The sequence below is a fragment of the Amycolatopsis sp. VS8301801F10 genome (assembly GCF_046195355.1).
Classification (GTDB): domain Bacteria; phylum Actinomycetota; class Actinomycetes; order Mycobacteriales; family Pseudonocardiaceae; genus Amycolatopsis.
Genome location: NZ_CP176065.1, coordinates 7,593,457 through 7,620,266 on the forward strand (window position 1 = coordinate 7,593,457; position 26,810 = coordinate 7,620,266).

Genomic DNA, 26,810 nt, shown 5'->3' on the forward strand with positions numbered 1-26,810 from the left:
CATCCGAACAGGTGTTCGATTGTCGTGTAGCCTGGAGGCATGAGTCAGGCATTTCAGGGCTCGCTGTTCGGTGCCAGCGGGCCGGCCACGCTGGGCCCGCTGTCCGGCATACAGCGCACCGAACTGGGACAAGGCGCGTGGATCGACGTGCTGCCCGGATGGCTCGACGGCTCGGACGAGCTGTACGAGCACCTGGCGGCCGAGGTCCCGTGGTACGCGGAGCGCCGCCAGATGTACGACCGAGTGGTCGCCGTGCCGCGGCTGCTGTGCTTCTACCGGGAGCACGCACCGCTGCCGCACCCCGTCCTCACCGAGGCCCGGGAGGCACTGTCCGCGCACTACGCGGCTGAACTGGGCGAACCGTTCCGCACGGCCGGGCTCTGCTACTACCGCGACGGCCAGGACAGCGTCGCCTGGCACGGCGACGACCTCGGCCGCGGCCGGACCGAGGACACCATGGTGGCGATCCTGTCCGTAGGCGCGGCCCGGCACCTGGCACTGCGCCCGAGAGGCGGCGGGGAATCGGTGCGGTACCCGCTGGGACACGGGGACTTGATCGTGATGGGCGGATCCTGCCAGAGGACGTGGGAACACGCGATCCCGAAAACGGCCCGCGCGGTGGGGCCGCGGATCAGTATCCAGTTTCGGCCGAGAGGGGTGCGCTGAGGTGAGAAGCCCGGCGAACGCGGTGCCGTGACGGGTTACGAGCACCTGCGTGGACTTGGTTCGACCGCGTCGCCTCGCCCATCACGGGTGCGCAGTCGGTTCGGTTAGTCCGCCTCGTGCGTTCCTGAGCGCACCGCGGATTCCACCGCGGGCCCTGGCGCACCGCCTCGTACGTTCCCCGCCGCAGATTCGACCGTGCCGCCGTGAACCCACCCGCACACGGTCCGTCCAATCGGAGCATCTCAAGCGCCGCCGATTCAACCGTGCGGCCGTTCACCTCACCCGCGCTCCGCAAGTCGGACGGAGCCATCTCGCCCACCCGTGAGCGCGCGGCCGATCCAACCGTCCACTGTCCCGAACAACTACCGCACCGGTGCGGCGATTGCCGAAGCCATCCACGGGCCGAATCCGCCGCATCCCGACGGCAGGCGACCAACCGCGCCGACCCAACCGCGGGCGAACCAGTCCCCAGCCGACCGACCCCGAGGCACCCACCCCAGCCGCCTCGGCCGTCCAGCAAGCCGAGATCAGTCCACCAGCACCGGCAACGAATCGAGCCCGTATACGATCGACACCTTCCGGAACGCCAGCTCCTCCGGCTGCACCGCCAGCCGCAGGTTCGGGAATCGCCGGACCAGGGCCGGGTACGCCGCCCGCAGTTCCATCCGGCCCAGTTCCGCGCCGATGCACCGGTGGATCCCGTACCCGAAGGCCAGGTGCGAGGACGGCTCGCGGGTCGGGTCGAAGCGGTCCATGTCGCCCTTGCCGAGCACCGGGTCGCGGTCCGCGACCGACAGCGACACCAGCACGATGTCGCCCTCGCTGATGTGCACGCCCGCGATGTCCATGTCCTGTTTCGCGAACCGCGGGAACGCCATCTGGACCACCGTCAGGTAGCGCAGCAGCTCCTCGACGAACCGGTGCACCGAATCGTCGTCGCCCCGGACCGCGTCGAACGCGGCCGGGTCGCGCAGCACCACCAGCGCGCCCAGCGCCAGCATGCTCGCCGTGGTCTCGAGGCCGCCGGTCAGGATGCCGTCGGCGAGACCGGCCAGTTCGCGGTCGTCGATCTCGTCGCCGTGCTCCTTGATCAGCATGCCGAGCAGGCCGTCGCCGGGCTGCTCGCGCTGTTTGCGCACGATCTCCAGCAGGTATCCCAGCGATTCCGAGATCGCCCCCAGCGACGCGCCCGCGCCGCTGAACAGGTCGAACCGCGCGGTGCTCAGCCGCTGGAAGTCCGCCCGGTCCTCATAGGACACGCCGAGCAGCTCGCAGATCGTGAGCGAGGGAATCGGCAGCGCGAACTGCTCCCACAGGTCCACCGGCCCGTCCGCGGCGGCCATCGCGTCCAGCTGGACCGCCACGATCTCGTCGATCCGCGGCGTGAGCCGGGAAAGCCGGCGCATCGTGAACTCGGGCGTCAGCAGCTTCCGCAGCCGCGTGTGGACCGGCGGGTCGGCGAATCCGAGACCGCCCGGGTTCTGGTCCTCGGTGACGCCCGCGTTGCCGACGAGGTTCGTGAAGTCGTTGCTGAACTCCGTGCCCTTCCCGAGGACGGCCTTGGCCTCCTCGTACCCGGTCACGAGCCAGGCGTTCATCCCGAACGGCAGGTCCAGCTTGCTGATCGGTGCCTCGCCGCGCAGCCGGCCGAGGTCCGGCAGCGGGTCGAGACCCTGGCGGCGCAACGGCTCCAGCGCCGAATCCGGCAGCAGCGCCATCTTCTCGAGATCGAAACCGCGCTTCTGCTGGCGGGCGATGTACCGGCGGCCGGCCCAGGCGAGGATGCGCGAACGGAGACTCCCCATGGCCGCGACAGTACCGCAACCACCCCTTCCGCCGGTCCCGGGCGGAGACGCCCGTCACCCCGAGGCCAGCGCCGGTCCACAGTGGACTCCCGTCACCCGGTCAGGCGACGGACCCCCGGGAATTGTCAGACCCCGCGGACAGAATGGCCCGCATCACCCGCGACCAGCACGAACTGCGTGACCGGCCGGTCGCGGGCGGTGAAAGGACGAGACGGCACCGCGAGTCCCGTGAGAGGCTCGCGGAGAAAGGGAGGAACCGGACATGACTGCGGCGCTGATCGGGCGGGCCCACCCCGCCGCGACCTTGCGTGCGCAGCTCTCGCGCGCCATGGCCAGCCACGGCGGCCTCACGCTGGTCGCCGGCGAGGCCGGAATCGGCAAGACCACGCTGGTCAGCGCACTGGCCGACGACGCGCGCGAGGCAGGCGCGCTCGTCCTCGGCGGCACCTGCTGGGAGTCCGGGGCCGCGCCCGGCTACTGGCCGTGGGTCCAGGTCATGCGCTCGCTGCGGAGGGAGGCCGCGCCGCACGAATGGGCCGTCGCGAGCTCGCCGACGCTGTCCGCGCTGCTCGGCGAAACCCCCGAACCGCCCGCCGACGACGGGTTCCAGCTGCCCGACGCGGTCACCCGAGCGCTGGTCGCGGTGGCCCAGGACCGCCCAGTGACGGTCATCCTCGACGATCTGCACTGGGCCGATCCGGCGTCGCTGCGGCTGCTCGAATTCGCGGCCCGGCACACCTGGTTCGAGCGGCTGCTGCTCATCGGCACCTACCGCGACGTCGAGGTGGACGCGCCCGGCCACCCTCTGCACGAGCTGATGCTGCCGCTGGTCGCCAAGGCGACCACGATCACGCTCACCGGCCTGGACGAAGCCGGGGTAGCCGAGCTGATGAGCCGCACCGCGGGCGCGGATCCGGGCGCCGAGCTGGCGTCCGAGGTGCACCGGCGCACCGGCGGCAACCCGTTCTTCGTGGAACAGACAGCGCGGTTGTGGCGCAGCGGAAGCACGGTGTCCGCGGTCGCGCCCGGAGTCGCCGACGCCCTCCAGCGGCGGCTGTCCCTCCTCCCCCGTCCAGTCACCGAACTGCTCACCAACGCCGCGGTGCTCGGCCGCGAATTCTCGCTCCAACTGCTCGCCGCCACCGCCGGCGCGCCCGCCGCACAGGTCGACCACCTGCTCACCCGCGCCGTAGCCGCCCGGCTGGTCCTCGCGCTCGGCGAAGGCCGCTTCTCCTTCGCGCACGACCTGGTACGAGAATCGAGATACGCCGAGCTGACGCCCGCGGAGGCACAACGCCGGCACGCCGCGGTCGTGCGCGCCAGCGAGCACACGCCAACCCTGATCGGCGTCGCCGAGCGGGCCCGGCACGCCTATCTCGCCCATACCGATCTCGAACCGAAGCACGTCGTCCGCCTGCTGCTCGCCGCCGCCAAGGACGCGGCCGCCCGGATGGCGTTCGAGGAATCCATCGCACACCTGCGCCGAGCCCGGGAAAGAGCGGCCGACGAACGCAGTCAAGCAGTCGTCGCGCTGGAATTGGCCACCACGCTGTGGCGCTTCGAGGAGAAAGACGAGGCCTGGCTTCTGTGCGAAGAAGCCGTCGCGCTGGCTCGCCGCCAGGACAACGCAAACCTCCTCGCCCGCGCCGCCCTCACCCTCTCTAAATTCGGCACGAGCGGGGCACGGCGCGAGTTCACCGCTGAAGTGCTCCGCGAGGCACACGAAAAACTCTGCGGCGGCAACGCGTCCGAACCTCTCTCGCTGGACCGCATCCGGCTGGAACTCACCGCCCGCGCCGCGATCCTCGCCCGAGACGACGAAGACGACGACGCGCTGGCGTTCACCTTGTGGGCCAGGCACGACGCGATCTGGGGCCTGGGCAGCAGCGCCGAACGCGAGCGGCTTACCGATGAACTGACCGCCATCGCGAGACGCACTGGCGACCGGGAGACCGAGTTCTTCGCGGCTTCGCTGAAGTGGGTCGCGATGCTGGAACAGGGAGATCCGCGCTACCTGGACCAATTCCAAGTGTTCCGAGGGATCGCCGACGAAGGCGTGCGAGCGGCGAAACTGGCGGAAGCGATCGACCGCAGCATCATCTGCACCTTCCGCGGCCGCTTCGCCGAAGCCGACGCGGCACTCGCGGAGGCACTGGCCGCCCCGGAAATCTTCGGCAGCAACGATTACGGTTACATGCCCGACCAGTTGCGCTGGAGCGCCCTGCTCGTACAAGGCCGATTCGCCGAAGCCGCCGACCTCGCCACAAAGGTCGCCGATTCCGGTTTCCCGCACCCAGCGCTCCTCCGCACCCTGACCGCCGCGTTAGCGGGCGACGCAGCCACCACCCGATACGAACTGTCCGAAGCACACGCAGAGGGCCCGTACGCCCGCACTTTCACCCCGCTATGGCTGCGCTGCCAGGCCCAAGCCGCCGTAGTGCTGAAAGACCGCACCGCGGCAGAACGCTTGCTGCGCGAACTCTCGCCACACCGCGGGGAATGGCTGGTCTCCCTATACGGCTGCGAATTGAGCGGCCCAGTAGACCTGTGGACCGGCCTGCTGCACAGAACCCTCGGCGACCACGAAACCGCCGCCGCGCATCTTACTGCCGCCGCCCGCTCCGCAGACCGGTTGCGCGCCCGTCCGTGGGCCGTCGAAGCCCGCAACCACCTGGCAGCCACGTTGCGAGACCTAGGCGACACCGACCGCGCAACCGCATTGGCCGACGCCGTCACGGCCGAAGCAGCCGAACTAGGCCTGCACCACATCACCGCCCGGCCCGAGCCCTCGCCGCCACCCGTGCCCGCCAACGAATTCCACCGCACCGACGCGGTCTGGACCCTGCGCTTCGCCGACCGCGAAGTACGCATGCCCGACGCGAAAGGCCTGCGAGACCTGAATTTCCTGCTGAGCAGACCAGGAACCGAAATCCCGGCCGCACAACTGCTTTCCCCGGACGGCGGACGAGAATCGGAAGCCACCCGAACCTTCAGCGGCGACCCCATCCTGGACGACACCGCGAAAGCCGCCTACCGCCGCCGCCTGGACCAGCTGGACGAAGCCATCGACGCCGCCACCCTCCGCGGCGACGACGCCAAAGCCGCCGCCCTGGACCACGAACGCGCCGCCCTGCTGGAGGAACTCCGAACGTCCACCGGCCTGTCCGGCCGAACCCGCCGCCTCGGCGACGAAACGGAACGCGCCCGCAAAGCCGTGACCGCCCGCATCCGCGACACCCTCCGCAAACTGAATGACCTCCACCCGGAACTGGCCGACCACCTCCGCAACACCATCACGACCGGCTCGTCCTGCAGCTACCAACCGGACACACCCATGACCTGGCGTTTGTAGCCCAGCGGGCCCGGCCGCCAGCCCCGGAGCGGCACCGCAGCCGCCCCAGCAAGGAAGGGAAGGAGAGAAGGAGACAAACCGCACCGCCGGACGACCATTGCCGTGGACGTGCGACCGCAGTTCACCGTCCCGCTCGACCACCGACCGCGGGGTGAGCGCGCATTTCCGCTGCCCGCGAGCAGCCCGAGCGCGAGCACCAGCACGTCGCGTTCCGGCCAGGGATCCGCCACCGCACCACCGCACCACCGCACCACCGCACCACCGCACCACCGCACCACCGCACCACCGCACCACCGCACCACCGCACCACCGCACCACCGCACCACCGCACCACCGCACCGAAGGGAGCAGACCAAACAGGAGCAGACCGCGCCAGTGCCCAGCGAGACAATCCGGACCGTCAGCCGGAGCGGCGAGCGCTCCACGCACCCATCTGCCAGAACGAACCGCGGCCGCCCGGCAAAGCCCGGGGCTGTGCGGCAGGACGTGCTGCCCGCGCGCCGCATGAGGGCACCAACGGAAGGAGGCCAGGCGAAGTAGCGACGCGCGCGAAGGCGGCGAGGGACGCCGTGGAGCCGAGCCGAGTGATGGTGAGGCTGTCTGAGCGGGAGGCGGAAATTCCCGCACCCGCCAGCGGAGCGATTGCTAGGGACCGAGCGATTGCCTGGGGAGAAGCGATCGCGAGGGCAGAAGCGATTGCGAGGAGCGGAAAACTGGCATCGGCGAGGCTGTGGGAACGTGGCCGTGCCGTGCGCCAGCCGCTGAGTCGTCCAAGGCCGCGCTCGTTCCGCCCGGCTCAGGCAACCAGACCGGCAACCAGACCGGACTGCCGCTGGCCGAACCCGCGAAGCGTAAGCCGTTCAGGCTTACGGGTGTGGCAGTGCGCCGTTCGTGTATCCGAAACCGCGCAGTCCGAGCGCCGAAGCGGCGGTGTTGGCTAGGCTGGCCGTCCGCGTTGACGTCGAGGTCGTGGAGGCCGCGGGCTGATATGGCAGGCACACCAGCACCCACCGACTCCGGTTATCTCGGTTCAGCAGGCGGGACTTCGTGCCATGTCGTGCGCACGCAGCATCCGTGGGAAACCGGCATCGATGCGGTCGCGGTGTCCGTCGGCGGGACGCTCGGCAGCCTTGGCCGCGCCGTCCGGGAGGAGTATCCGGACGCGGGCTGGGATTCGGTCGACTACGACGCGGTCGTGCCCGAGCGGCCGTTCCTGCTGGACCTCCGCGGCGCCGGCCGGGGTCCGCTGCGGTTCGCCGTGCTCGTGACGCCGCATGAAGACGGGGCGTTCGGCCTGCCGTCCTTGACTGCGATCTCTGCCGCCACCGACGCCGGTATCCGGTTCGCGGCGAGCGCGAACGTGGTCGCACTCGGGTTGCCGCTGCTGGGCACTGGCGACCTCGGGCTTGGGGAAGCGGAAGTCGCCGCGGTAGCGGTTCCGGCGGCGATCAAGGCTCTCCAAGAAACCAGCGGGCTGCGCAGTCTTGTCTTCGTCTGCAACTCCGAACCCGCCGAAGACGCGATCCGCGCGGCTTGGCAACAGGCGGGAGGCCTGCGGTTCTCCGCGGTCGAACTGGCCGGCGGCATCTCCAACGACCTGGTCGATCCGACCCGCGGCATCCCGCTCGAGCGCGACCGGCTCGGTGTCGCGCCCTACGTGTCGATGCTCGCGACAGTGATCGCCGACCGGAGCACGCTGCCGCCGCTGTCGGTCGGGGTGTTCGGCGAATGGGGGTCCGGCAAGAGCTACTTCATGGGCCTGATGCGGGACGAGGTCGACCGGCTCGCGGGGTCGGGCAATCCGGCTTACTGCGGCGAGATCGTCCAGATCGGGTTCAACGCCTGGCATTACGCGGACCGCAATCTGTGGGCCAGCCTCGGCGACGAGATCTTCCGCCAGCTCGCCGGTCCGGGACCGAACGCGCAGCAGCGGCGCGAGCAACTGCGCGAGGAACTCTCCAAACGGCTTGATCAGGTCACCGAACTCGAGGACGCGAAGCGGCAGGCGCAGGCGACCGCCGCGAAACTTCAAGCGGACGTCGACAAAGCCGCCTTGAGCCGAAAGGACACCGCGCGAGTCCTGATTCGGGCGTTGGCTGGCAGCCGGGAAGTGTGGCAGCGGCTCGGGATTCAGGACGAGGCCGAGCAGGGGGCGCTGCTCGTCGAGCAATTGCGCGGCACGTTGTCCGAAGCCGAGGCGTTGCGCAGATCGCCGCGAGGGCGGTGGGGCCGAGCAGCGCTGACCGTGGCCGCAGTCATTTTGTTCGTCGGGTTTTTCGTCGCCGCGATCATGCCGGTGGCGCGGGAATGGCTGGCCGGGGTTGGCGTCGCATTCGCCGCGGCTGCGGGCACCGGGGTCGCGTTGCTGAGCCGCGCCCGGGCGGGGTTTCGGGAGTTGCGCGAACTCAGCGAAGATCTCCGGCGCGGAATCGACCGGGGTGCGAGCAGGATGCTCGCGCCCGAGGTGTCCCGGATGCTCGAGGAGCTCCGCCGGGCGGAGACCGATCAGCGGGTCGCCGAGGCGCAGCTGGAAGAAGTGGTGGCGAGGGTCGGCGAACTCGGCCGGGAGCTGACCGAGCTGACGCCGGGCCGCAATCTTTACGCGTTTCTCGCCGATCGCGCGCACGGCGATTCCTATCGGCGCGACCTCGGGCTGATCTCGACCATCCGGAAGGATTTCGAGCAGCTGGTCGAACTCATGGCCGATTGGCGCGCGCACCCCGGCTCCGGCGGCATGCCGATCGACCGGATCGTGCTGTACATCGACGACCTCGACCGGTGCAGCGCCCGCCAGGTGGTCGAGGTGCTGGAGGCGGTGCATCTGCTGCTCGCCCTGGAGCTGTTCGTGGTGGTGGTCGGCGTCGACCCGCGGTGGCTGACCCGGTCGTTGCACAGCCGCTACGACGGGATGCTCGACGATGCGCCCGACGCCGGCCGGCTCGCTTCGCCGGAGGACTATCTCGGGAAGATCATCAATCTGCCGTTCGTGCTGCCCACCATGTCCGAGGGGAGCCTGCGCCGGCTGCTGCGGTCGCTGACCGACGATCGCCTGCTGGAACCGGCGGGCGAGGAACGGCCGCGGACGCAGCGGATCCCTTCCCCGGCCAAGGCGCTCCCGGACCTGGTTCCCCAGATCGAGGAAGGGTCCGAAGTAGACAGTCAGAGCCGTCCGGAACGAGCCGCGGACCCGCCGCGTCCGCTCACGCCCGCGGAAATCGACCTGTTGTCCGAACTGGACCTGCTGATCAGCACTCCTCGCGAGGCGAAACGGCTGTTCAACCTGTACCGGATGCTTCGCGCGACCCGGGACCTGTCCGAGGCGTCGCGTTTCCTCGGCGACGACACCACGCCTGGCGACTACCAGGCGGTGGTGGCGTTGCTCGGGCTGTTGACCGCGCCGGGGCTCGTGCTGGAAAAGGCGCTGGACACGCTGCCGGACCCGGACCGGTCGGTCACCGGCGGCCTCGTTCACCGTGCGCCGGACGCCGCCTGGTCCGGGTTCGTGGCCGATTGCGCACCGCGCCGGCAGGGCGAGGTCTGGCGGAATCCCGTCGCCGGAACGCTGTGCGACAACGAAGTGCGGGATTGGCGTCAGCTCCATCGCGGACTCGCGCACGTGTCGGCCACGCTGCGCATCGACACGCTTTCCCGTTTCCAGCACTGGGTTCCGGCGGTCCGCCGGTTCTCTTACGTGCTCTCCCCCGCGACCTGAAGCCGAGGCCGAGAGGCCGTCCGGTTCGCAGCCGGACGGCCTCCCCCGACGCCGGGTCATTTTCGGTTGTACAGCCGCATGGTCAGCGTCCCGAACACCGCCGTCAGCGCGGCCGCCGCGATCAGCGTCCACGTGATGGCGCCGCCGTCCCAGGTCCCGGACATCATCGAGCGCACCGCGGTCACCAGGTGGCTGATCGGGTTGGCCGAGACGCCGGCCTGGAGCCAGCCGGGCATGGTGGACGGGTCGACGTAGATGTTGCTGAGGAACGTCAGCGGCATGATCACCATCATGCTGACGCCCATCACCGATTTCTCGGACCTCAGCAGCAGCCCGAACATCGTCCACACCCACGACAGCCCGAACGAGAACACGAGCAGCAGCAGGACTCCCGCGGCCACGCCGCCGACCCCGCCGTCCGGGCGGAAGCCCAGGATCAGGCCGACGACCATGATCACCACGGACGCGATCAGGTACCGCAGCACGTCGCCGAGGAGGTAGCCGACCATCGGGGCGGGCCGCCAGATCGGGAGGGTGCGGAACCGGTCGAACACGCCCTTCGCGATGTCGGTGTTCACCGCGACGCCGGTGTACATCGTGATCATCACGACGCTCGACGCGAGGATGCCCGGCAGGAAGAACTGCAGGTACTGCGTCGGCGAACCGGCCAGCGCGCCGCCGAACAGGTAGGTGAACATCAACGTCATCATGATCGGGAACGCGGTGACGTCGAACAGCTGTTCCGGCACGTGCTTGATCTTCAGCACCGCCCGCCAGCCGAAGGAGAACGACGCGGACAGCGCGCTCGGCCGCGGCGGCCGTTCGGTGGCGAGCAGGACCGCGGCCAGTTCGTCCGGCTTCGGGGCCGCGAGGTCGAGATCGGGTTCCTTGACGGTGGTCACGCCGCCTCCTCGGTGGCCGTGCGGTCGGTGAGGGCCAGGAAAACCTCGTCGAGGCTGGGCTGGCCGAGCGAGAACGTGTCGACGATGACGCCGGCCTTCGCGAGTTCCGCGAGGGCACGCGACGCGCGGTCGGCGGCGGCCTCGTGCGCCTCGGACGACAGCCGGGCGGTGATCGCGACCGGGTCGGGATCCAGTTGCACGGTGGCCGACAGCGAGCGTTCCAGCAGTTCGGCGGCGGTCGCGCGCTGACCGGCGTCGCGCAGCCGCAAGTGGACGGCTCCGACCCCCACTGAGGCCTTCAGCTCTCCCTTGGTGCCCTCGGCGATGACGCGGCCGTGGTCGATGACCGCGATCCGCGACGCCAGCTGGTCGGCCTCGTCGAGGTACTGCGTGGTGAGCAGGACGGTGGTGCCCTGCGCGACGATCGCGCGGACGATGTCCCACACCTGGTTGCGGCTGCGCGGGTCGAGACCGGTGGTCGGCTCGTCGAGGAACAGCAGGTCCGGCGTGTTGAGGATGCTCGCGGCGATGTCGAGCCGCCTTCGCATGCCGCCGGAGTAGTTCTTCACCTGGCGGCGCGCGGCGTCGGTGAGCCCGAACGCCGCGAGCAGCTGAGCCGCCCGATCGCGCGCGGCACCGCCGCGGTGGCCCAGCAGTTTGCCGAGCAGGACCAGGTTTTCTTGCCCGGTCAGGTCTTCGTCGACCGAGGCGTACTGGCCGGTGAGGCTGACCCGGCTGCGCACGGCGTCCGCCTCGCGCACCACGTCGTGGCCGAACACCCGCGCCTCGCCGCCGTCCGGACGGGACAGCGTGGCGAGCATCCGGACCGTGGTGGTCTTGCCCGCGCCGTTGGGCCCGAGGACGCCGTAGACGGTTCCGGCGGGCACCACGAGGTCGACCCCGTCGACCGCCCGGGTCTCGCCGAACACTTTGACGAGCCCGGAAGTCTCGATCGCCGGTTCCCCGGCAGCGTTGCTCATGTCTTTCCTTTCCCCTCAGTTCTTCATCCGCGATACGGCCGCGCGCGCCGGCCGTCGCGCAGCGCGAGGCCCCACCAGACCAGCTCGTCCAGCAAAGCAGAGGCCGCGTGGCCCGCGGATTCGCCGTGCGGGCCCGCGCCGGGGTCACCGCATTCGTGCTCGAACAGGTCGAGACACACCGAATCCCGCACCGTCGCCGTGTGCAGTTCGGTGAAGACATCCCGGAGGTGCTCCACCGCGTAACGGCCGCCCGCGCGGTAGCCGTAGGAGACGAAGCCGACCGGTTTGGCCCGCCATTCCTCGTACGCGCAGTCGATCGCCTGCTTCAGCGACGCCGGGAAGCTGCGGTTGTACTCGGGCGTGACCACCACATACGCCTCGGCCGCCGCGATCCGCTTCGCGAACCCGGCCATGGCGGCCGTCGGCTCGGCGGGCAGCCGGGCCGGGATCGCGAACGTCGCGAGGTCGAGCACGTCGAGCACCACCCCGCCGTGCCCGGCGGCCCGCTCGACGAACCATCGGCCGACCTCGCCGCCGACCCGGCCCTCCCGGGTGCTGGCGACGAGCACGGCAACCCGCAGCTCCTCGTCCACACTTCTTGGGCGCCAGATCGGTGCGCGGGGGTGCCAGGTTGGATCTAGCGGAGGTTTTCGCTGGTCAGGAGGGTGGCGAGGGAGGGGGAGAAACTTGGTGGCGGAATGCGGAGGGGCGGGGCGCGGAATGCGAGACAGGATCTGGCAGGGCTGGCCCACCAGGGTCGGGGACGCTGCCCTGTTCAGCGCTGCCGCCGCTGCCCACGCCACCCGTGACCGCGCTGCCGAACGAGGGAAGCCGCGCGAGGTGACATTCTCTCCCGCTTTCGCCCAGGGGACGACGTGCCGAGCCGCTGGCAGCCCTGGCGACGTCCGGAGCATCCGTTCGCCCGCACCCCGCCGCGCGGTCTCGCTCTGTCCGCTTCGGATGAGTGCCGAATTTTTCAGGAAAAGGCTGCCCCGTTGACGAATAGGATGACTTTCCGGCGTGTTCAGCATTATTTTCGTCGCCCGGTTCGGGTTTCGCCAGGTGTTGCCGTATCCTCCGCAGAGGAAGCCCATCTGGCGAGGGCCAGAATGGCAGTCGCATTGACCAGAGCCGCCATGGGTACCCGCTGCACCCCGGCACTAAACCGGAATTGCGCGCGACGATGAAGAATATCTTCCGGAAATACGACTTCCGGAGAGAATTTCGCGTTTCATTGTGCGGCCTCGTCGGCGTTGTGCCACCTTCTTCGCATGACTGACTTGCCTGCTTACCCTTCCTCTTCCTCCGACCGGCCCGCGGAGCGCGCGGGCGTTCTCGAACGGCCCGGAACGATCACCGGTGCGTTCTGGGCATTCGTCGCTGCGACGGCGGTCGGGGTGGTCGCCGCGGTGTTGCTGCTCTTTTCGAAAGACGCGCTGGTCGACGCGGCGCGCAGAGCCAACGGGCAGAACGCCCAGCAGCTCACGGACGCGCAGATCGACCAGGCGGCGACGATCGCCATCACGATGGGGGTGGCGATCGCGCTCGTGGTCGCGTTGCTGCACTTGCTTTTCGCGTTCAAACTGCGAGCGGGCCGCAACTGGGCCCGGATCGTGCTGACGGTGCTGACCGCCTTGCAGGTCCTTTCCTTGCTGTTCGGGCAGGGCACGGTGATCGGCTATGCCTCCGCCGTGTGCGGTGTCGTCGGCGTGGTGCTGTCGTTCCTGCCCGAGTCCAGCCGCTACATCGCCGAATCGAAAACTGTTCGCTGATCCCTGTTCCTCCGCGCCGCTTGCCGGCGCGGAGGGGCAACCGGCCGGAGGACTTCGCGGTCGCCCAGGCCGACACCGGGCCGCCGACGTCGGGTCCGGCGAGCACGAGCGTCGTCGCCGTCGCGGTGCCAGCCTAGGCTGGGGTCGTGGCAAGCGAGCTGATCCGCATGCCCTCGGGGCGCCAGCGGCAGTCTTGCGAAGCCGTTCGGCTGCGGGCAATTCCGGACCGAGGCGAAATCCGCGGGGCTTTTACCGGAAGGGACAACTCCGCCGGCATTCTTTCTGCCGAACTCGGGACCGAGCGAGCTTCGGCGGCGGCGCGAGCCGCCGAAAGCCTTCTTTCGGAAACATGTCTTGTCCCGGACAGGGAAAGAGGCAGAAATGGATAAGCGTGTCGCAGTCGGCGTGGTGGCGTTGGCACCGGGGCGACGGCGGCTTCCGCCGCTCCGCGCGGCGCGGCGAGCTTGCCCGCGACCGAGGTTTCTCCAGGCAGTTCGACGTCGTCCCGGACGCCCGGGGCGGACGCGCGGCGCGCTGGCCGGGGACGGCACGGCGTTCCACGGGTTCAGCTCCCTGCAGAACCTCGTGGTCCAGTCGCACGGTTTCGATCTCGGAGGAAGGTTCCACGGCCGTCACCTTCAAGAGCCGGTGGCAGGTCTGCGACCTTCCGTCGTCGGACAGCTGGAGGGCGTGGGCAGTCCGCTTCAAGCACGAGGTCTTCCACAGCGAGCAGCTGATCGACGTCAAATTCCGGGTTTCGGCCGCCGACCTGCGGGGCGTCTCCAGTCCGCGGATCGGTTTCGGGACGCTGCGGCTGCGACTCGACGACGATGGACTTCACGGTCGTCAACGGAGCCCGCGGCGGGGCCAAGGACCAGGACACCAACGACGTGCCAGTGGACTTCCAGCACCGGGAGTTCACGGCCAGCCGGAACGCGTCAGCGACGGCGGCGAGTGGTGCGCAGTCGCCGCCGGAGCCAACGGCGCCTCGGCCGCCGCGGCGCACTTCCGCACCAACGGCGCACCGACGCTCGACACCCCCGCCTCCGCGACCGCCAAGGATTACCCGGTGAAGGACGGCGTCGTCGCCGGGATAGGTATGGGTTACGCCCGACCTCGGCTATGCGTGCGTGTTGCCCCACCGGTCGATCACCGCGGTTCTCGAGGACTTCCGGGCGGGCGCCACCCTGGTCCATCACCAGACCTGACCCGCCGGCGGACCGGGCAAGCTCAGCGGCGTTCGCGGGTGGCGTAAAGGAACAGCCGGATGCCCGTGATCCCGAGAACCAGGCAGGCGAGCATGGCACCGTAGAAATACGGCTGCGCGTCCTTGCTGATCGCGGGCACGTCGGTGATCTCGGTGATGGTGCCGTGCGTGACCTGGACCTCGGTGTCCGGGTGCGTGATCAGGAAGATGACCGCGGCGGCGAGCCCGGCGAAGAACACGATGCCCGCGCCGAGCCACCACCAGCGCAGCCGGGCCACCGGGTGCGGCGGGTTCCCGTCGTAGACGTCGGGCCGTCGCCGCTTCAGCGCGCGCACCAGTTCCTCGGGCTCGTCGGTCATTCCGGTGATGACGAGCTGCCGTTTGCCGTCGATTTCCACGTCGCACCAGTAGTCCGTGCGCAGCTTCAGCGCGAGCGGGTTCGAGGACTCTGTCTGGCGGAGGCGGATCGCGGTGATCCGGTCCCAGCTCCACTGCCGGACGCCGCGCTTGGTCCGGCAGGCGATGCCGTTCTCGTGGACGTCGACGCGTTCGCCCGGCCCGCCGCGGACCGCGACGGCGACGGCGTGGATCCCGACGATCAGCAACGCGATCCCGAGCCCCAGGACGATGCCGAGGATACGGGCGACGGCCCGGTCGATCGGGAGCTGCGAAACCAGCAGTCCCAGCACCCCCGCGCCGGCGCCGAGCGCGCTCATGCCGAGCCCGACGCGCCGCCGGGCGCGGTTGTCGACGCGGTGCGTGCTGGTCAACGGGCCGAGATCGGCGACGGTGTCCACTGGGGCACGGTCCTCTCCGGGAGTGCGGTCGGCCACACGATACTGAGGGGACTTTCCGCGCACATCGGTATTTGTGACGGCAGGCCCGGGCCGAACGCCCTGTCGCTACGCGGCCGAGGCAGGCGCGGAGGGGTGCCTCGGGCGGCGAAAACAGCCGGGTCAGCTGCCAGTGGTCGCGAGTTCTTCCGTCGCCGGGACCGGGGGAACGGCGGTGCGGGGCCGGTTGCCCAGCACGGGCATACGCGGCTCCGACGAGAAGCCCGCCGCCGACCAGGTTTCCCAGTCCGACAAACAGCAGATTGCGGCCGAACGCGCCGGGCACTCCGTCCAGCAGGCCGAGCGAGAAGGTCGTCATGTTGGCGACCACGTGCTCGAACCCGGAGCTGACGAACGCCAGCAGGCACCAGAAGACCAGCGCCAGCTTCGCGCCGTCCGACTTCGTGCGCGCGGCCATCCACACCGCCAGGCAGACCAGGAAGTTGCACAGCACCCCGCGGAAGAACAGCGCGCTCACGGATTCCGCGGTCTTCGCCTTGACCAGGCCCGCCAGCAGAGCCGCGCCGGGGCCGGGGGCACGACGGAGTCCGGGGCGCGAGAGCGAGGAACAGAACCCCGGCCAGCCAAAACCGCAACCAACCCAGCGAAACCCCAGCCAGAACCCTGGAACCCGTGACCGGCGAAGCGCACAACCAACCCCGCCGGTCACGGAGTCTTATTCCTCCCTCAACGCCAGCGCCACCGCGCCCAGCAGTGAAGCGTCCTGGTCGAACCGCGCGGGGACCAACTCCGGCGGGAACGGCACTGCGGCCGCCAGGCGTTCTCGCAGGGCGGGCAGCAGTACGTCAGCCGATCGGACCAATCCGCCGCCGACGGCGATCCGGGCCGGGTCGAATGCGATCGCCAGGTTGGCCACGTGCATGGAAAGCTCGTCCAGCGCCGACGCGACCAATTCCTTCGCTTCCGTGTTTTCCCGGGCCAGTGCGAACAACTCCCCCGCCGTGACCGGGCGGCCGAGCAGCGCGGTTGCCCGCGTGCCCAGCCACCGGCCTCCGACGGCTTCTTCCAGCGGCGCCGCTCCGCTGGCGAAACCGTCGGTGTCTTGGGGGGTGCGCAGGTTGTACCCGATCTCCCCGGCCGCCCCGTTCGCGCCGGTCAGCAGGCGGCCGCCGACCAGTACCGCGGCGGCGATTCCGGTGCCCAGGGACAGGAACACCGCCGGGTCGGCTCCGGCCAGGGCGCCCCAGGTCCATTCCGCCAGCGCGGCGGCTTTCGCGTCGGTGCCTACGCTCACCGGCACGGCGGGGAAGGCCGCCGACACCAGTTCGGCCAGGCGGAGTTCTTCCCAGCCGGGCACGTTGGGGGCCAGCAGGATCCGGTCCGGCAGCACGATTCCCGGGCTGACCACGCCGATCGCGGCCGGCGGGGAGCCGGCGGCCAGCTCGGCGGCGGCCGTCAGCGCCCGCGTGACCACCTGTTCCGCGCCCGCTTCGGCGTCGGTGTCCAGGCGGCGCGTGGCCAGCAGCGTGCCGGTCCGGTCGGACAGACCCAGCGCCACTTTCGTGCCGCCGAAGTCGATGCCCAGGATCAGGTCGTCCGATGTCACTCGCGGGTCCCCTCGATGACCGGCGGGACAGCGTCCTGGCTGTCCCGGTGCGGACCGGCCGGGACCACGACCCGGCCGGTGTTGAACCCGTCGACGCTGACGGTCGGGGCCGCGCCGTGGAGGTCGGCGGCCCGGTAGCGGACGGTCAGCGTCTGCGACTGGCCCGGCCACAACGTGATGTCGTTGTCGTCCCAAAGCGCAGCAGGCAGCTGCGACCCGTCGGTATTGCGGCGCAGATCCGCGCGCAGGAAGAAACTGACCGCGGAGGTTTTCGACGTGTTCGCAACGGTGACCGTCGTCGCGGTGTCCGTGCCGTCCGGGCCGCGCGACGGGCGGGTGGACGCGGTCACGGCGACCTGCGATTTCGGCAGATCGCGCAGTGCGGTGAAATCACCGTACTGGCTCATCGTCGCTTGCGGATTCTGCAGCGTCTTCGCCCAGTCCACGACGTCCTTCTGGGTGGACATCCAGTAGACGTTCCGGTCCACGACCTTCCCGGCCTGCCGCACCTGCAGCTCCACGAAATACACCTGCGCCTTCGCCGGCGCCTTCGTCTCCGCGGGCACCTTCGGCTTCAGCAACCCGGTCGCGACGCCCTGGCTGTCCAGCGAAACCGCCGGGGCAGTCTGGTCGTCGAGGACCTTGCCCGCGGTGTCGTACACCTTGGCCTGCACGGAAATCCCGTTCTGCCGCGCGGCGCCCAGGTTGGACAGCGCGACCGTGCCTGCGTCATAGGCGTACAGCGCGTGCAGCGGCTTGTTCGCCTTCTGCGCGCCGAAATACGCGCCCGGCTGGTCGCCGTCGTTGTTGTACAGCGCCCACAGCAGCGTCGGCCAGCCCTTGTTCAGCTGCCAGTACACCACGCCGGTCGACGGGTTCTGCTTGTCGTTGGCGTGCGCGAGGAACGCCTCGAACTGCGAACGGGTGTTCTCGTAGTTCGCGATCTGCGCGGATTCCACATAGGACTCCAGCGAATCCCATTCGCCGTACCGGCGGGCGATCGACTCGTCCAAGGTGTACAGGGTGCCGAACTTGTAGCCGCCGTGCCCGGACTCGTAGTTCGCATGATACTGGTTGTAACCCGGGTCCTGCCACAGCTTCGCCTGCTCCTCCGGCGACAGGAACCGGCGGAGCGAATCCAGGGTCGGAACGGTGTGCCCGGCGCTCTGTTCGCTCGCGAAACCCCAGGCGCCGCCCGCGTTCGTGCGGCTCGGGTCGGTCTTGTCGAAGGTCGACGAGTCGTACCAATAGGTCGGCGGGACCCAGTCGTACGGGCCTTCCTTCTCCCCCGACGGGCCGAGCGTCTTGGTGCTCTTGTACTCCGCCGACGCGATCACCGGCACGTCCCAGTCGGCCGCCTTGAACGCGTTCAGCGTCTCGGTTTCCTGCCGAGGGATCGGCTCGTTGTCGCTCCAGCCGTAGGTGATCACGCTGGGGTGGCTGCGTTCGGCCCGCGCGATCGAGTACGCGGAATCGTGCATGATCCGGTAGTCGCGCTCGGCCAGTTTCTCCGGATGTTCCGGCTGCCAGGCGTCGCAGCACATGAATCCGCCGAGCACCAGCAGTCCGGCGCGGTCGGCTTGTTCGTAGAAGTCCGCGGGCATGTCGTGGCCTTCGAGGCGGACGCCGGACAGGCCCAGGTTCTTGATCAGCGCGAGCTGGTGCGCGATGTCGGCCTTGTCGTAGCGCAGGAACAGGTCCGGGGCGAAACCGCCGCCGCGGAACACGAAATCGCGGCCGTTGATCGCGAACTTCCGCGCGCCGTCCGGCAGCGCCGGGGACTTGCCGATCAGCTTCGACGTCACCGTCCGGATCCCGAACGTCTCCGACGACGACGTGGAGACCACGCCGCCCTGCGAAACTGTCGTACCCAAGGTGTACAACGGCTGGGCACCCATCGAGTACGGCCACCACACCTGAGGCTTGACGATCTTCAACTGCGGGAACTTCGCCGGCGTGAACGTCACGGTTTGCTTGCTGTGCGCGGGAATCGTGACGCTCTGCTTCGCCACGATCGGCGCACCGCGGCCCGGCGGCGTGACGGTCGCGGTGACCTCGCCGGTCTGCGGCGTGTCCGCGTCATTGGCGACGTCGACCTTCGCGGTCAGCGAGGACGTCGACAGATCCGCCGCGTTGTCCTGCACGACGTGCGCGTTGTCGCCGCTCAGCGCGTCCGACAGCTGCAGCGTCGGCGGGAACTGCAGACCGGTGTTGTTGTCCGGCACGATCTGCGCCCAGTCGGCCTGGTCGAGCGTGTACATCGAATTCGGGTCGTTCGGGTACATCTTGACCGCGAGCGTGTTCTTGCCCGGCCGCAGGAGTTTCGTGACGTCGAAGGTGTGGCTCGCGTACGCGCCGCTCACTACGTCCTTGCCCGCGACGAGCGTGCCGTTCAGCCACACGTCGCCCTCGCCGACGACGCCCGGGATGGTCAGCTTCGCGTTTTTGCCCGGCCGGAACCCGGGGTTGAAATCGGTGCGGAACCACCACGGGTCCTTGAACTGCTTCGTGCCGACCGGTCCGCGCTTCGCCTGGTAGCCGAAGCATTTGCGCATGTTGTCCGAGTAGAACACGTTCGGACACTTGCCGTTCTGCACCAGCGCGTTGATCTCGGTCCCCGGCGCGCCCGCGTCGTCCGGCTTCACCTTCAGCCAGCCGTGCGTCGGGTAACCCGGCCTCGACACCGCCGGTCCGTCGTCCTTGACCTGCGCGGTCGTCAGCACCTGCCAGCCGCCCAGGCCGATCGTCGACGGTCCCTGCGGGCGCGACGCCGCCGTTTCCGGCTGCTGCGCCGAAGCGGTGGCTGAAACGACGCCGGGAACGAGGACCAGCGCGGCGATCCCGGCGATCAGCGGTTTCCTCATGACTCCGCCCCCGCGGCCGGGGAGGCGAACGCCTCGCGGATTTCCTTGGGACCGAACGGCCACACCTTTTCCTTGGCGGCATAAAACGCGAAGGCGACGAGGCCGAGAACGATCCACGCGGCCGTGAGCCACTTCGACAGCGGCGTAGCGGAATGGAAGACGTACACCCACCCGATACCCGCGATGATCGTCGGCACCGGATACAGCACCTGCCGGTACGGCCGCTTGAGATGCGGCTGCCGACGGCGCAGCACCACGATCGCCGCGACCTGCGCCAGCGACTGGATGATCACCAGCACGGTGACCGCCGCGTTGATCACGTCGGTCAGCGTGAACAGCGAACCGATCGCGGTGATCAGCCCCATCGCGAGCACGCCCGCGGTCGGGAGGTTCAGCTTCGGGTGCAGTGTGCCGAACACCGGCAGGAACACCTTGTCGCGCGCGGCTTCGAACGGCACCCGCGACCCGCCGAGCAGCCCGGCGAACACCGAACCCACCGCGGCGATCACGATGAAGACGGTGACGATCTTGGCGGCCACCGAACCCCACGCCTGCTCCAGCACCGACGACGCCACCGACGTCGCGCTCTTGATCGACTCCAGCGGCTGCGAGCCCAGAACGCCGACCTGCAGCAGGAAGTAGAGCGTCATGATGCCGAGGATCGAGAAGATGATCGAGCGCGGGAGCGTGCGGCCCGGGTTCCGGACCTCGCCGCCGAGGTACGCGCTCGTGTTGTAGCCGAGGTAGTCGTAGACGGCGATGATCAGACCCGCGCCGAGACCGGCCCAGAACGAGCCGCCCCAGCTGAAGGCTCCCGGGGTGAAGGCGAACGCCTGGTGCGCGTCGAAGTGCGTGAAGGCCGCGATGATCACCGCGAAGACGGCGAACAGCATGATCAGGAACAGCGCGGTGGTGAGCTTGCTGATCTGGCCGATCCGGCGGAACAGCGCGAGCACGATCAGCACGACGAGGCCGATGCCGACGAGTTTGCCCAGCGGGGTCACGCCGTCCGCGTCGGTCACGCCGGGCACCAGGTAGCCGAGGTACTGGACCAGCCCGATGATGCCGGTGGACATGATCAGCGGGATGAACAGCACCGCGCTCCAGGCGAAGAGGAACGGCATCAGCCGCCCGGAGCGGTACTGGAACGCCTCCCGCAGGTAGATGTAGGTGCCGCCGGCCCCGGGCAGCGCCGCGCCCAGTTCGGCCCACACCAGCCCGTCGGCGAGCGCGATGATCGCGCCGATGATCCAGCCGAACATCGCCTGCGGGCCGCCCATGGTCGCGACCATCGCGGGGATGGTGACGAACGGGCCGATCCCGCACATCTGCGTCATGTTGATCGCGGTCGCCTGCAGCGGCCCGATCCGGCGTTCGAGACCGGTCCGCGGAAGGGTCGCGGAGTCCCCCGGGCGGGAGGGTGAGCTCACGTCGTGCCTCCATCCAATAGTTAGTAAAGCTTCTTAACATAGAATGAACGGGGTGCGGAAGGGCTGCGTCCGGAAAGTTGCCGAAACCGGTGCGGGAGTGGGAGAAGGGGACGATGAGGCGCGGGTCCGGGGAGACGGCGAGTCCCGGCGGAAGCGGGCGCTCCGGCCGGACGGCGCCGCTGACCGGGAGCCGCCGCGGCGCGCCGGCCTGCGACGACAGCCGGAAAACGAGCTGACGGACGGCCCGCGCGGCTGTCAGACTGCTCGGGTGCCGAACTGGGGAGGTTCGCCTGATGTCGCAACCGATCTTGCGCACCGAGCGCATCCGGCTGGTCCCGTTGTCCGCCGGACATCTCGAGCACCTGGCCGAACTCTCCGCCGACCCGGAGGTGATGCGGTATCTGGCCGGCGTGCTGACCCGGGAGCAGGCGGCGGAAGAGCTGCGGAAAACCCTCGCGTATGCCGGCGGCGGCCTCGGGTGCTGGGCGGGTTTCGTCGAAGCCGGTTTCGCCGGTTTCTGGTCCCTGCGGCCGGGCGAATCCGCCGGGCAGGCCGAACTGGGGTACCGCCTGCACCGCCGGCACTGGCGTAAGGGATTCGCCAAGGAGGGCGGCCGCGAACTGCTCCGGCACGCGTTCCGCGACGTCGGGCTCGACCGCGTCTACGCCCGCACCGCGGCCGCCAACAAAGGCTCCCAGGCGACGATGGCCGCGATCGGGCTCCGGCACGTCCGGGACTTCGTCGCCGACCCGGAGTACTTCTCGCCCGGCGACGACCGCCACGCCGTCGAGTACGCCATCGGCCGCGAGGAGTGGGCGTAGCGGACACGTTCACCCCGGCGCGCCGCGGAGGCGGATGGCGCCGCGCCCCGGCGACCCCATATCGTTGCGCGGGCAGCCGTCCGGAGGTGGAACCCGAACCGTGCCCGACTACTACGCGGTACTCGGCGTGGGGAAAACCGCGTCCCCCACGGAGATCAAGGCCGCCTACCGCCGGCTGGCCAAGACGCTGCACCCGGACGCGGGCGGCACGGTCGGCACCTTCCAGCTGTTGCGCGAGGCCTACGACACGCTCGCCGACCCCCACCAACGCGCGCGCTACGACGCCGGCGTTCCGGCCGCCTCGGTGCCCAAACCCCGGCCGCGGCGGCGTTTCGGCGAGCAGCCCGGCTACCGGCCGGAGGCGCCGGACATCGATCCGGAAACCCTGGAGTGGTGGTCGTTCGCCGCCGCCGACCCGCGGATGCGGCACGGGCGGCGGCGCGGGCCGGGGCACACGCCGGTCGTCGCGGCGGTCGCGGGCGCGGTGCTGGTGCTGTTGCCGCTGCTCGCCGGGATCGACTTCACGCCGCCGGTGCTGATCGTCTGGCTCGCGCTCACCGCGGGCACCGCGCTGCTCGTGCACCGGCTCGCCCGCGGCTTCCTGTCCGCACGCCGCGCCCGGCACGAGTTCGCCGAGGAATTCGGCGCCACCGCGGTGTTCGGCTCCCCCGGCGCCGAAGACGACGAACTGGCCGAACGGCTCACCGCGGACCTGCTGGAGCGGTATCTGACCCGGTTGCCCGGCGCGCGCATCTTCCACGGGCTCGCCTGGCCGGGTTCGGTGTTCGCCGACGTCGACCACGCGGTGCTGTGCGGGAAACGGCTGGTGCTGGTCGAGTCGAAGCTGTGGCTGCCCGGGCACTACGAGACCGCCGAGGACGGACGGCTGCTGCGCAACGGCCGCCCGTTCCGCGGCGGCGGCAGCCAGCTGGAAGAAAGCCTGGAGCGCTACCGCGAACTGCTGCCCGGCGTCGCGCTGCGCGGCGCGATGATCGTGTACCCCAGCCGCGACGGCGAGGTCACCACCGCCGAACCGGACGGCGAACCCGGTCCGCCGATGACGCCGGAGCAGTTCCTGCACGAGATCGGCGGCTGGCTGTCCGCCGAACCGTCCACTGTGGACCACGACGCGCTGCGCACGGTGCGCGCGCAGGTCACCGGGTCCGGCCGGGCGGCCTGATTCACCCGGGGCATATCCGGCACGTGGCACGGTGAGTGCATGACCACCGTCTCCGCGGACCGCCGCCCGGCCCTGCTCGCGCTGGCCGGGATCGCCGCGCTCGCTCTCGGCGCCGTGCTGATGCTGCTGTTGCAGGTGGTGCCGCCCACCGACGAGATCAGCGCGACCCGCCGGACGATCAGCGAATACGGGCGGTCGGACCACAAATGGGTGTTCGATCTGGCAGTCGTGCTGGTCGCGGCCGGTTCCGCGGTCGCGTTCGCCGTGCTGCGGCTGCAGGGACGGCTGCCGGTCCTCGCGGCGGTGCTCGGTGCGTTCTGGACCGCCGGGCTACTGGTGATAGTCGCGTTCCCGAAGACCGACTGGACCAACGCGGCGGCCACCGGCGCGGGCGGCACGCTGCACCGGATCGCCAGCGTCGTCGCGTTCGTCTGCCTTCCGCTCGCGGTGCTCGTCTCGGCGCGCGCGGCTTTTCCGGACTCCCCGCGCCGCCGGTTCCTCGCCCGCGTGCTCGCGGTCGCGTCGCTCGCCTGGTTCGCGGTGATCCTCGGTGCGGTCGTGGTCGCCGCGCTGACCGACCAGCGCTGGTGGCTGCTCATCCCGCTGGGCCTCGTCGAACGCGGGATGGCGCTCACCGAACTTGTCGCGCTGGCCGCACTAGCCGACCCGAGCGCCGGGTCAGCAGCCGGACGCTGAGGACCGCGCCGACGGCCAACGCGCTCAGCACATAGGCGTTGCCCAGCACCACCTCGACCGGGTTCCAGGACAGTTCCCGGTGCCCGCCTTCGGGAACCACGGCCAGCGCGATCCCGCTGAAAACCGTCCCGGCGCAGATCAGCCCAGCCCGTTTGCCCGACAGAAAACCGACCAGCGGCACCGCCCAAATCCAGTGGTGCGTCCAGGAAAGCGGGCTCACCAGCAGCCCGCACGCCGCCGTCACGAGCAGCGCGGCCCGCGGGTCGCCGCGCCGGTGGAACTCGCGGACCAGCAGCGCGCCCGCCAGCAGGCACAGCGCCGCCGACGCCGCGTACCAGCCGAGCGAGGTCGCGCCGAACCTCGCGAACATGCCGTGCAGGGACTGGTCCAGTACCCAGTCGACGGTTCCGGCGTTGCGGTTGTCCAGCATCGCCGAGGTCCAGTACCGGATCGAGTCGCCCGGCAGGAGCAGCGCACCGGCCGCGCTCGTCCCGAGGAACGTCCCCAGCGCACGCCACGCGTCGGCTCGGCGGCCGGTCAGGAACAGGTACGGGACGAAGATCAGCGGGGTCAGCTTCACCGCCGCGGCCAGCCCGATCAGCATTCCGCCGGATCTGCGGTTGCGGCCCGGCAGCGCGTCCAGCACGACCATGGCCATCAGGACGCCGTTGATCTGGCCCAGCGAAATCATCCGCCACACGGGTTCCAGGACGGGCAGGAGACAGAGCGCCGGCAGCGGCCGTTCCCGGGCGAACCGGCGCGTCACCGACCAGAGCGCGAGCACCGAGCCGACCGCGATCAGCAGCCACCCGAAGTGCACCGGGAGCGCGGCCAGCGGCAGGAACAGCAACGCCGCGCTCGGCGGGTACGTGAAAGGCAGTTCCAGCGCGGACTTCGGGTCGAGCGCGAGCAAGGGTTCGTAGAGCGGCTGTCCGCGCAGCACGGCGAGCGCACCGGCGCGGTACACCGCGCTGTCCACCCCGAGCGGCGCTCCGCCGAGCCAGCGGACGACGGCGATCCCGGTCAACACGGCGATCGCGACCCCGAGGACGATCTTTTTCTCTTGGCGCACCAGGGAAAGCTAGGGAGACGAGTGCCCCGGAATCGTCGGTCCGCGGAGCCGTCTTCGGCTGCTCCCCCGGTAGCGTCCCCGCGCGCGAGTGCTACCGGCGTATCACTGGCCCGGCACCACGACCTTGGCCTCGTACGCCAGCACTACGGCTTGGGCGCGGTCACGGACCCCGAGCTTGCCCAGCACCCGGCTGACGTGCGTCTTGGCGGTCTGCTCCGCGATCACCAGCTGCCCCGCGATGTCCGCGTTGGACAGTCCGCGCGCGATCAGCCGCAGCACCTCGAGTTCGCGCGCGGTCAGTTCGGACAGCCTGCCGGCGTCCTGGGTCGGCGGCCGCGTCCCGGCGAACCCCTCGATCACCCGCCGGGTCACCGCGGGCGCGAACAGCGCGTTGCCCGCGGCCACCATCCGGACCGCGACGACCAGATCGTCCAGCGGGGAGTCCTTCAGCAGGAACCCGCTGGCACCGGCGCTGAGCGCGCCGTAGACGTACTCGTCCGCGTCGAAGGTGGTCAGCATGAGCACCTTCGGTCCGGCGTCCCGCCCGTCGCCGAGGACGAGCCGGGTCGCGGCCAGCCCGTCGAGGTCCGGCATCCGGATGTCCATCAGCACCAGGTCCGGACGCAGTGCGCGGCACGCGGCCACTGCTTCGGTCCCGGTAGCCGCCTCGCCGATCACCTCGATGTCCGGCTGCGCGGCCAGTACCGCGCGAAAGCTCTGCCGGACCATGGTCTGGTCGTCGGCGATCACCACCGTCACCACCATGGCTGTCCCCCTAGTCCAGCGGAACGGTCACGACGACGGCGAACCCGCCGCCGTCCCGTCGTCCCGCGGAAAACGTACCGCCGAGCGCTGCCGCGCGTTCCCGCATCCCGAGCAGTCCGTGTTTCTCCCGGCCCGCCGTGTCCTCCGGAGCGCGCGCGACGGCACCGGTGTCCTGCACGACGAGCCGCAGCTGTCCCGGACCGACGTGTACGAACACCTCGACCGGCGCGCCGGGAGCGTGCCGCACCGCGTTGCTGAGTCCTTCCTGGACGATCCGGTACGCCGACAGCCCAACGCCCTCAGGCAGCGCGCGGTAATCGCCGCGCAGCTCGAACCGCACGTCGGTGCCCGCCGCGCGAACGCGTTCCACCAGCTGTCCGATCTGCTCGGCCCCGGGCTGGGGCTCGGTCTCCTGGCCCGTCCCAGCACGCAGCAGGCCGAGCATCCTGCGCATTTCGGTCATCCCGTTGCGCGCGGTGTCCTGGATCGACTGGAACTCCTCGCGCAACCCGTCGTCGAGGCCGGGGAACCGGTAGCGCGCCGAATCCGCGCGCATGGCCAGCACCGACATGTGGTGCGCGACCACGTCGTGCAGTTCGCGAGCGATCCGGGCCCGTTCCTCCAGGACCGCCCGGCGGGCGGACTCCGCCTCCAGGTCGCGTTCGGCACCGCGCAGCCGCGAAACCAGCCAGCCGAACGCCAGCGGCACCGCGAGCAGCACGGAAATCACGACCAGCTCGCCCCGCACGTTCGCCAGCAGGGCGCTGACCCCGGCGGAGATCAGCCAGACCCACGCCAGCACGCCCGGCCGGTGGTTGCGGCCGACCGCGGCGAGCACGGGGATCGCCGCGAACGCGAACCCCCCGGTCCACGGCCAGCCGAACCGGGCGTGGATCCCGTACAGCTGGTCCGCGCAGCCCACCATCACGATCAGCACGCGCCAGGACCACAGCGGGCGCACCAGCGTGAGCCCGACCGCGAACATGGTCAGCGCGGCCGCCAGCACCCGCGTGCCCTCGTTCGCGCGGTCGGCGGGGAAGAACGCGAGCACCCCGGCGACGACCGCGGCGAGCCCGATCAGCGCCTGGTGCGTCCGGCCGGGCGCGACCGCCGGACCGCCGCCCCCGGCGACCGCTTCTCCCAGCGCGCGTCCTGCCGCGACGAGGGGCACGCTCGTGATCTTCAT

18 protein-coding genes and 1 pseudogene are annotated in these 26,810 nt (G+C 70.2%); 7 read left to right on the forward strand and 12 right to left on the reverse strand.

Features of this window, described 5'->3' with window-relative positions; translation table 11 throughout:
* The first annotated feature begins 39 nt into the window (after positions 1-39).
* Positions 40-666 (forward strand): alpha-ketoglutarate-dependent dioxygenase AlkB, encoded by a 627-nt coding sequence (locus tag F9C11_RS34780; protein WP_409181601.1) that lies wholly within the window; start codon positions 40-42, stop codon positions 664-666.
* A 527-nt stretch (positions 667-1,193) separates the two neighbouring features.
* Here F9C11_RS34780 and F9C11_RS34785 read toward each other — a convergent pair.
* The gene (locus F9C11_RS34785; protein ID WP_409181602.1) at positions 1,194-2,471 is read right to left on the reverse strand and encodes a cytochrome P450; all 1,278 of its coding nucleotides are present in this window, start codon (positions 2,469-2,471) and stop codon (positions 1,194-1,196) included.
* A gap of 262 nt (positions 2,472-2,733) precedes the next feature.
* Here F9C11_RS34785 and F9C11_RS34790 point away from each other — a divergent pair, with 262 nt between their 5' ends.
* Both F9C11_RS34790 and F9C11_RS34795 read left to right on the forward strand, forming a co-directional pair.
* Complete coding sequence (locus tag F9C11_RS34790; protein ID WP_409181603.1) at positions 2,734-5,823, forward strand: ATP-binding protein; 3,090 nt, start codon at positions 2,734-2,736, stop codon at positions 5,821-5,823.
* Positions 5,824-6,880: 1,057 nt separating this feature from the next.
* Complete coding sequence (locus tag F9C11_RS34795) at positions 6,881-9,535, forward strand: P-loop NTPase fold protein (protein WP_409181604.1); 2,655 nt, start codon at positions 6,881-6,883, stop codon at positions 9,533-9,535.
* A 56-nt stretch (positions 9,536-9,591) separates the two neighbouring features.
* On the opposite strand, the gene F9C11_RS34800 is transcribed toward F9C11_RS34795, so the two are convergent.
* Genes F9C11_RS34800 through F9C11_RS34810 form a run of 3 tightly spaced genes read right to left on the reverse strand, consistent with a single transcriptional unit; the run spans position 9,592 to position 12,010 of the window.
* On the reverse strand, positions 9,592-10,437 hold the full coding sequence (locus tag F9C11_RS34800) for an ABC transporter permease (RefSeq protein WP_409181605.1): 846 nt from the start codon (positions 10,435-10,437) through the stop codon (positions 9,592-9,594).
* Positions 10,434-11,417, reverse strand: coding sequence for an ATP-binding cassette domain-containing protein (locus F9C11_RS34805; protein WP_409181606.1), 984 nt, complete (start codon positions 11,415-11,417; stop codon positions 10,434-10,436). Before F9C11_RS34805 ends, F9C11_RS34800 begins: the two co-directional genes overlap by 4 nt.
* 23 nt (positions 11,418-11,440) lie before the next feature.
* Positions 11,441-12,010 (reverse strand): NADPH-dependent FMN reductase, encoded by a 570-nt coding sequence (locus F9C11_RS34810; protein ID WP_409181607.1) that lies wholly within the window; start codon positions 12,008-12,010, stop codon positions 11,441-11,443.
* Positions 12,011-12,688: 678 nt separating this feature from the next.
* Here F9C11_RS34810 and F9C11_RS34815 point away from each other — a divergent pair.
* Positions 12,689-13,189 (forward strand): hypothetical protein, encoded by a 501-nt coding sequence (locus F9C11_RS34815; protein WP_409181608.1) that lies wholly within the window; start codon positions 12,689-12,691, stop codon positions 13,187-13,189.
* A 1,230-nt stretch (positions 13,190-14,419) separates the two neighbouring features.
* Here F9C11_RS34815 and F9C11_RS34820 read toward each other — a convergent pair.
* The 5 genes and pseudogenes from F9C11_RS34820 to F9C11_RS34840 all read right to left on the reverse strand — a co-directional run bounded on the left by F9C11_RS34820 (position 14,420) and on the right by F9C11_RS34840 (position 21,090).
* Positions 14,420-15,193: a hypothetical protein gene (locus F9C11_RS34820; RefSeq protein WP_409181609.1), complete on the reverse strand. Its 774-nt coding sequence runs from the start codon at positions 15,191-15,193 to the stop codon at positions 14,420-14,422.
* A gap of 295 nt (positions 15,194-15,488) precedes the next feature.
* A pseudogene (locus tag F9C11_RS34825) lies at positions 15,489-15,899 on the reverse strand (formate/nitrite transporter family protein); the annotation flags it as partial.
* 6 nt (positions 15,900-15,905) lie between these two features.
* Positions 15,906-16,796 carry an ROK family protein gene (locus tag F9C11_RS34830; RefSeq protein WP_409181610.1) on the reverse strand — a complete coding sequence of 297 codons (891 nt, stop codon included), beginning with the start codon at positions 16,794-16,796 and terminating at the stop codon, positions 15,906-15,908.
* Positions 16,793-19,660: a glycosyl hydrolase 2 galactose-binding domain-containing protein gene (locus F9C11_RS34835; protein WP_409181611.1), complete on the reverse strand. Its 2,868-nt coding sequence runs from the start codon at positions 19,658-19,660 to the stop codon at positions 16,793-16,795. Before F9C11_RS34835 ends, F9C11_RS34830 begins: the two co-directional genes overlap by 4 nt.
* Entirely contained in the window at positions 19,657-21,090 is a 1,434-nt protein-coding gene (locus F9C11_RS34840) for an APC family permease (protein ID WP_409181612.1), read from the reverse strand. The genes F9C11_RS34835 and F9C11_RS34840 overlap by 4 nt, the downstream gene beginning before the upstream one ends.
* 293 nt (positions 21,091-21,383) lie before the next feature.
* Here F9C11_RS34840 and F9C11_RS34845 point away from each other — a divergent pair, with 293 nt between their 5' ends.
* The 3 genes from F9C11_RS34845 to F9C11_RS34855 all read left to right on the forward strand — a co-directional run bounded on the left by F9C11_RS34845 (position 21,384) and on the right by F9C11_RS34855 (position 23,787).
* Positions 21,384-21,911, forward strand: coding sequence for a GNAT family N-acetyltransferase (locus tag F9C11_RS34845; protein ID WP_409181613.1), 528 nt, complete (start codon positions 21,384-21,386; stop codon positions 21,909-21,911).
* A gap of 100 nt (positions 21,912-22,011) precedes the next feature.
* Positions 22,012-23,091 carry a J domain-containing protein gene (locus F9C11_RS34850; protein ID WP_409181614.1) on the forward strand — a complete coding sequence of 360 codons (1,080 nt, stop codon included), beginning with the start codon at positions 22,012-22,014 and terminating at the stop codon, positions 23,089-23,091.
* Positions 23,092-23,130: 39 nt separating this feature from the next.
* Positions 23,131-23,787, forward strand: coding sequence for a DUF998 domain-containing protein (locus tag F9C11_RS34855; RefSeq protein ID WP_409181615.1), 657 nt, complete (start codon positions 23,131-23,133; stop codon positions 23,785-23,787).
* On the opposite strand, the gene F9C11_RS34860 is transcribed toward F9C11_RS34855, so the two are convergent.
* From F9C11_RS34860 to F9C11_RS34870, 3 genes are all read right to left on the reverse strand, one after another.
* Positions 23,723-24,859, reverse strand: a complete 1,137-nt coding sequence (locus tag F9C11_RS34860) for a glycosyltransferase 87 family protein (protein ID WP_409181616.1) — start codon at positions 24,857-24,859, stop codon at positions 23,723-23,725. The genes F9C11_RS34855 and F9C11_RS34860 overlap by 65 nt on opposite strands.
* 102 nt (positions 24,860-24,961) lie before the next feature.
* Positions 24,962-25,621 (reverse strand): response regulator, encoded by a 660-nt coding sequence (locus F9C11_RS34865; protein ID WP_409187037.1) that lies wholly within the window; start codon positions 25,619-25,621, stop codon positions 24,962-24,964.
* Positions 25,622-25,634: 13 nt separating this feature from the next.
* Positions 25,635-26,810 carry a sensor histidine kinase gene (locus F9C11_RS34870; RefSeq protein ID WP_409181617.1) on the reverse strand — a complete coding sequence of 392 codons (1,176 nt, stop codon included), beginning with the start codon at positions 26,808-26,810 and terminating at the stop codon, positions 25,635-25,637.

Coding starts and splice junctions, on each gene's coding strand:
- F9C11_RS34845 (WP_409181613.1), top strand. CDS start 21,384: ATGTCGCAACCGATCTTGCGCACCGAGCGCATCCGGCTGGTCCCGTTG.
- F9C11_RS34870 (WP_409181617.1), bottom strand. CDS start 26,810: ATGAAGATCACGAGCGTGCCCCTCGTCGCGGCAGGACGCGCGCTGGGA.
- F9C11_RS34805 (WP_409181606.1), bottom strand. CDS start 11,417: ATGAGCAACGCTGCCGGGGAACCGGCGATCGAGACTTCCGGGCTCGTC.
- F9C11_RS34790 (WP_409181603.1), top strand. CDS start 2,734: ATGACTGCGGCGCTGATCGGGCGGGCCCACCCCGCCGCGACCTTGCGT.
- F9C11_RS34785 (WP_409181602.1), bottom strand. CDS start 2,471: ATGGGGAGTCTCCGTTCGCGCATCCTCGCCTGGGCCGGCCGCCGGTAC.
- F9C11_RS34815 (WP_409181608.1), top strand. CDS start 12,689: ATGACTGACTTGCCTGCTTACCCTTCCTCTTCCTCCGACCGGCCCGCG.
- F9C11_RS34780 (WP_409181601.1), top strand. CDS start 40: ATGAGTCAGGCATTTCAGGGCTCGCTGTTCGGTGCCAGCGGGCCGGCC.
- F9C11_RS34835 (WP_409181611.1), bottom strand. CDS start 19,660: ATGAGGAAACCGCTGATCGCCGGGATCGCCGCGCTGGTCCTCGTTCCC.
- F9C11_RS34855 (WP_409181615.1), top strand. CDS start 23,131: ATGACCACCGTCTCCGCGGACCGCCGCCCGGCCCTGCTCGCGCTGGCC.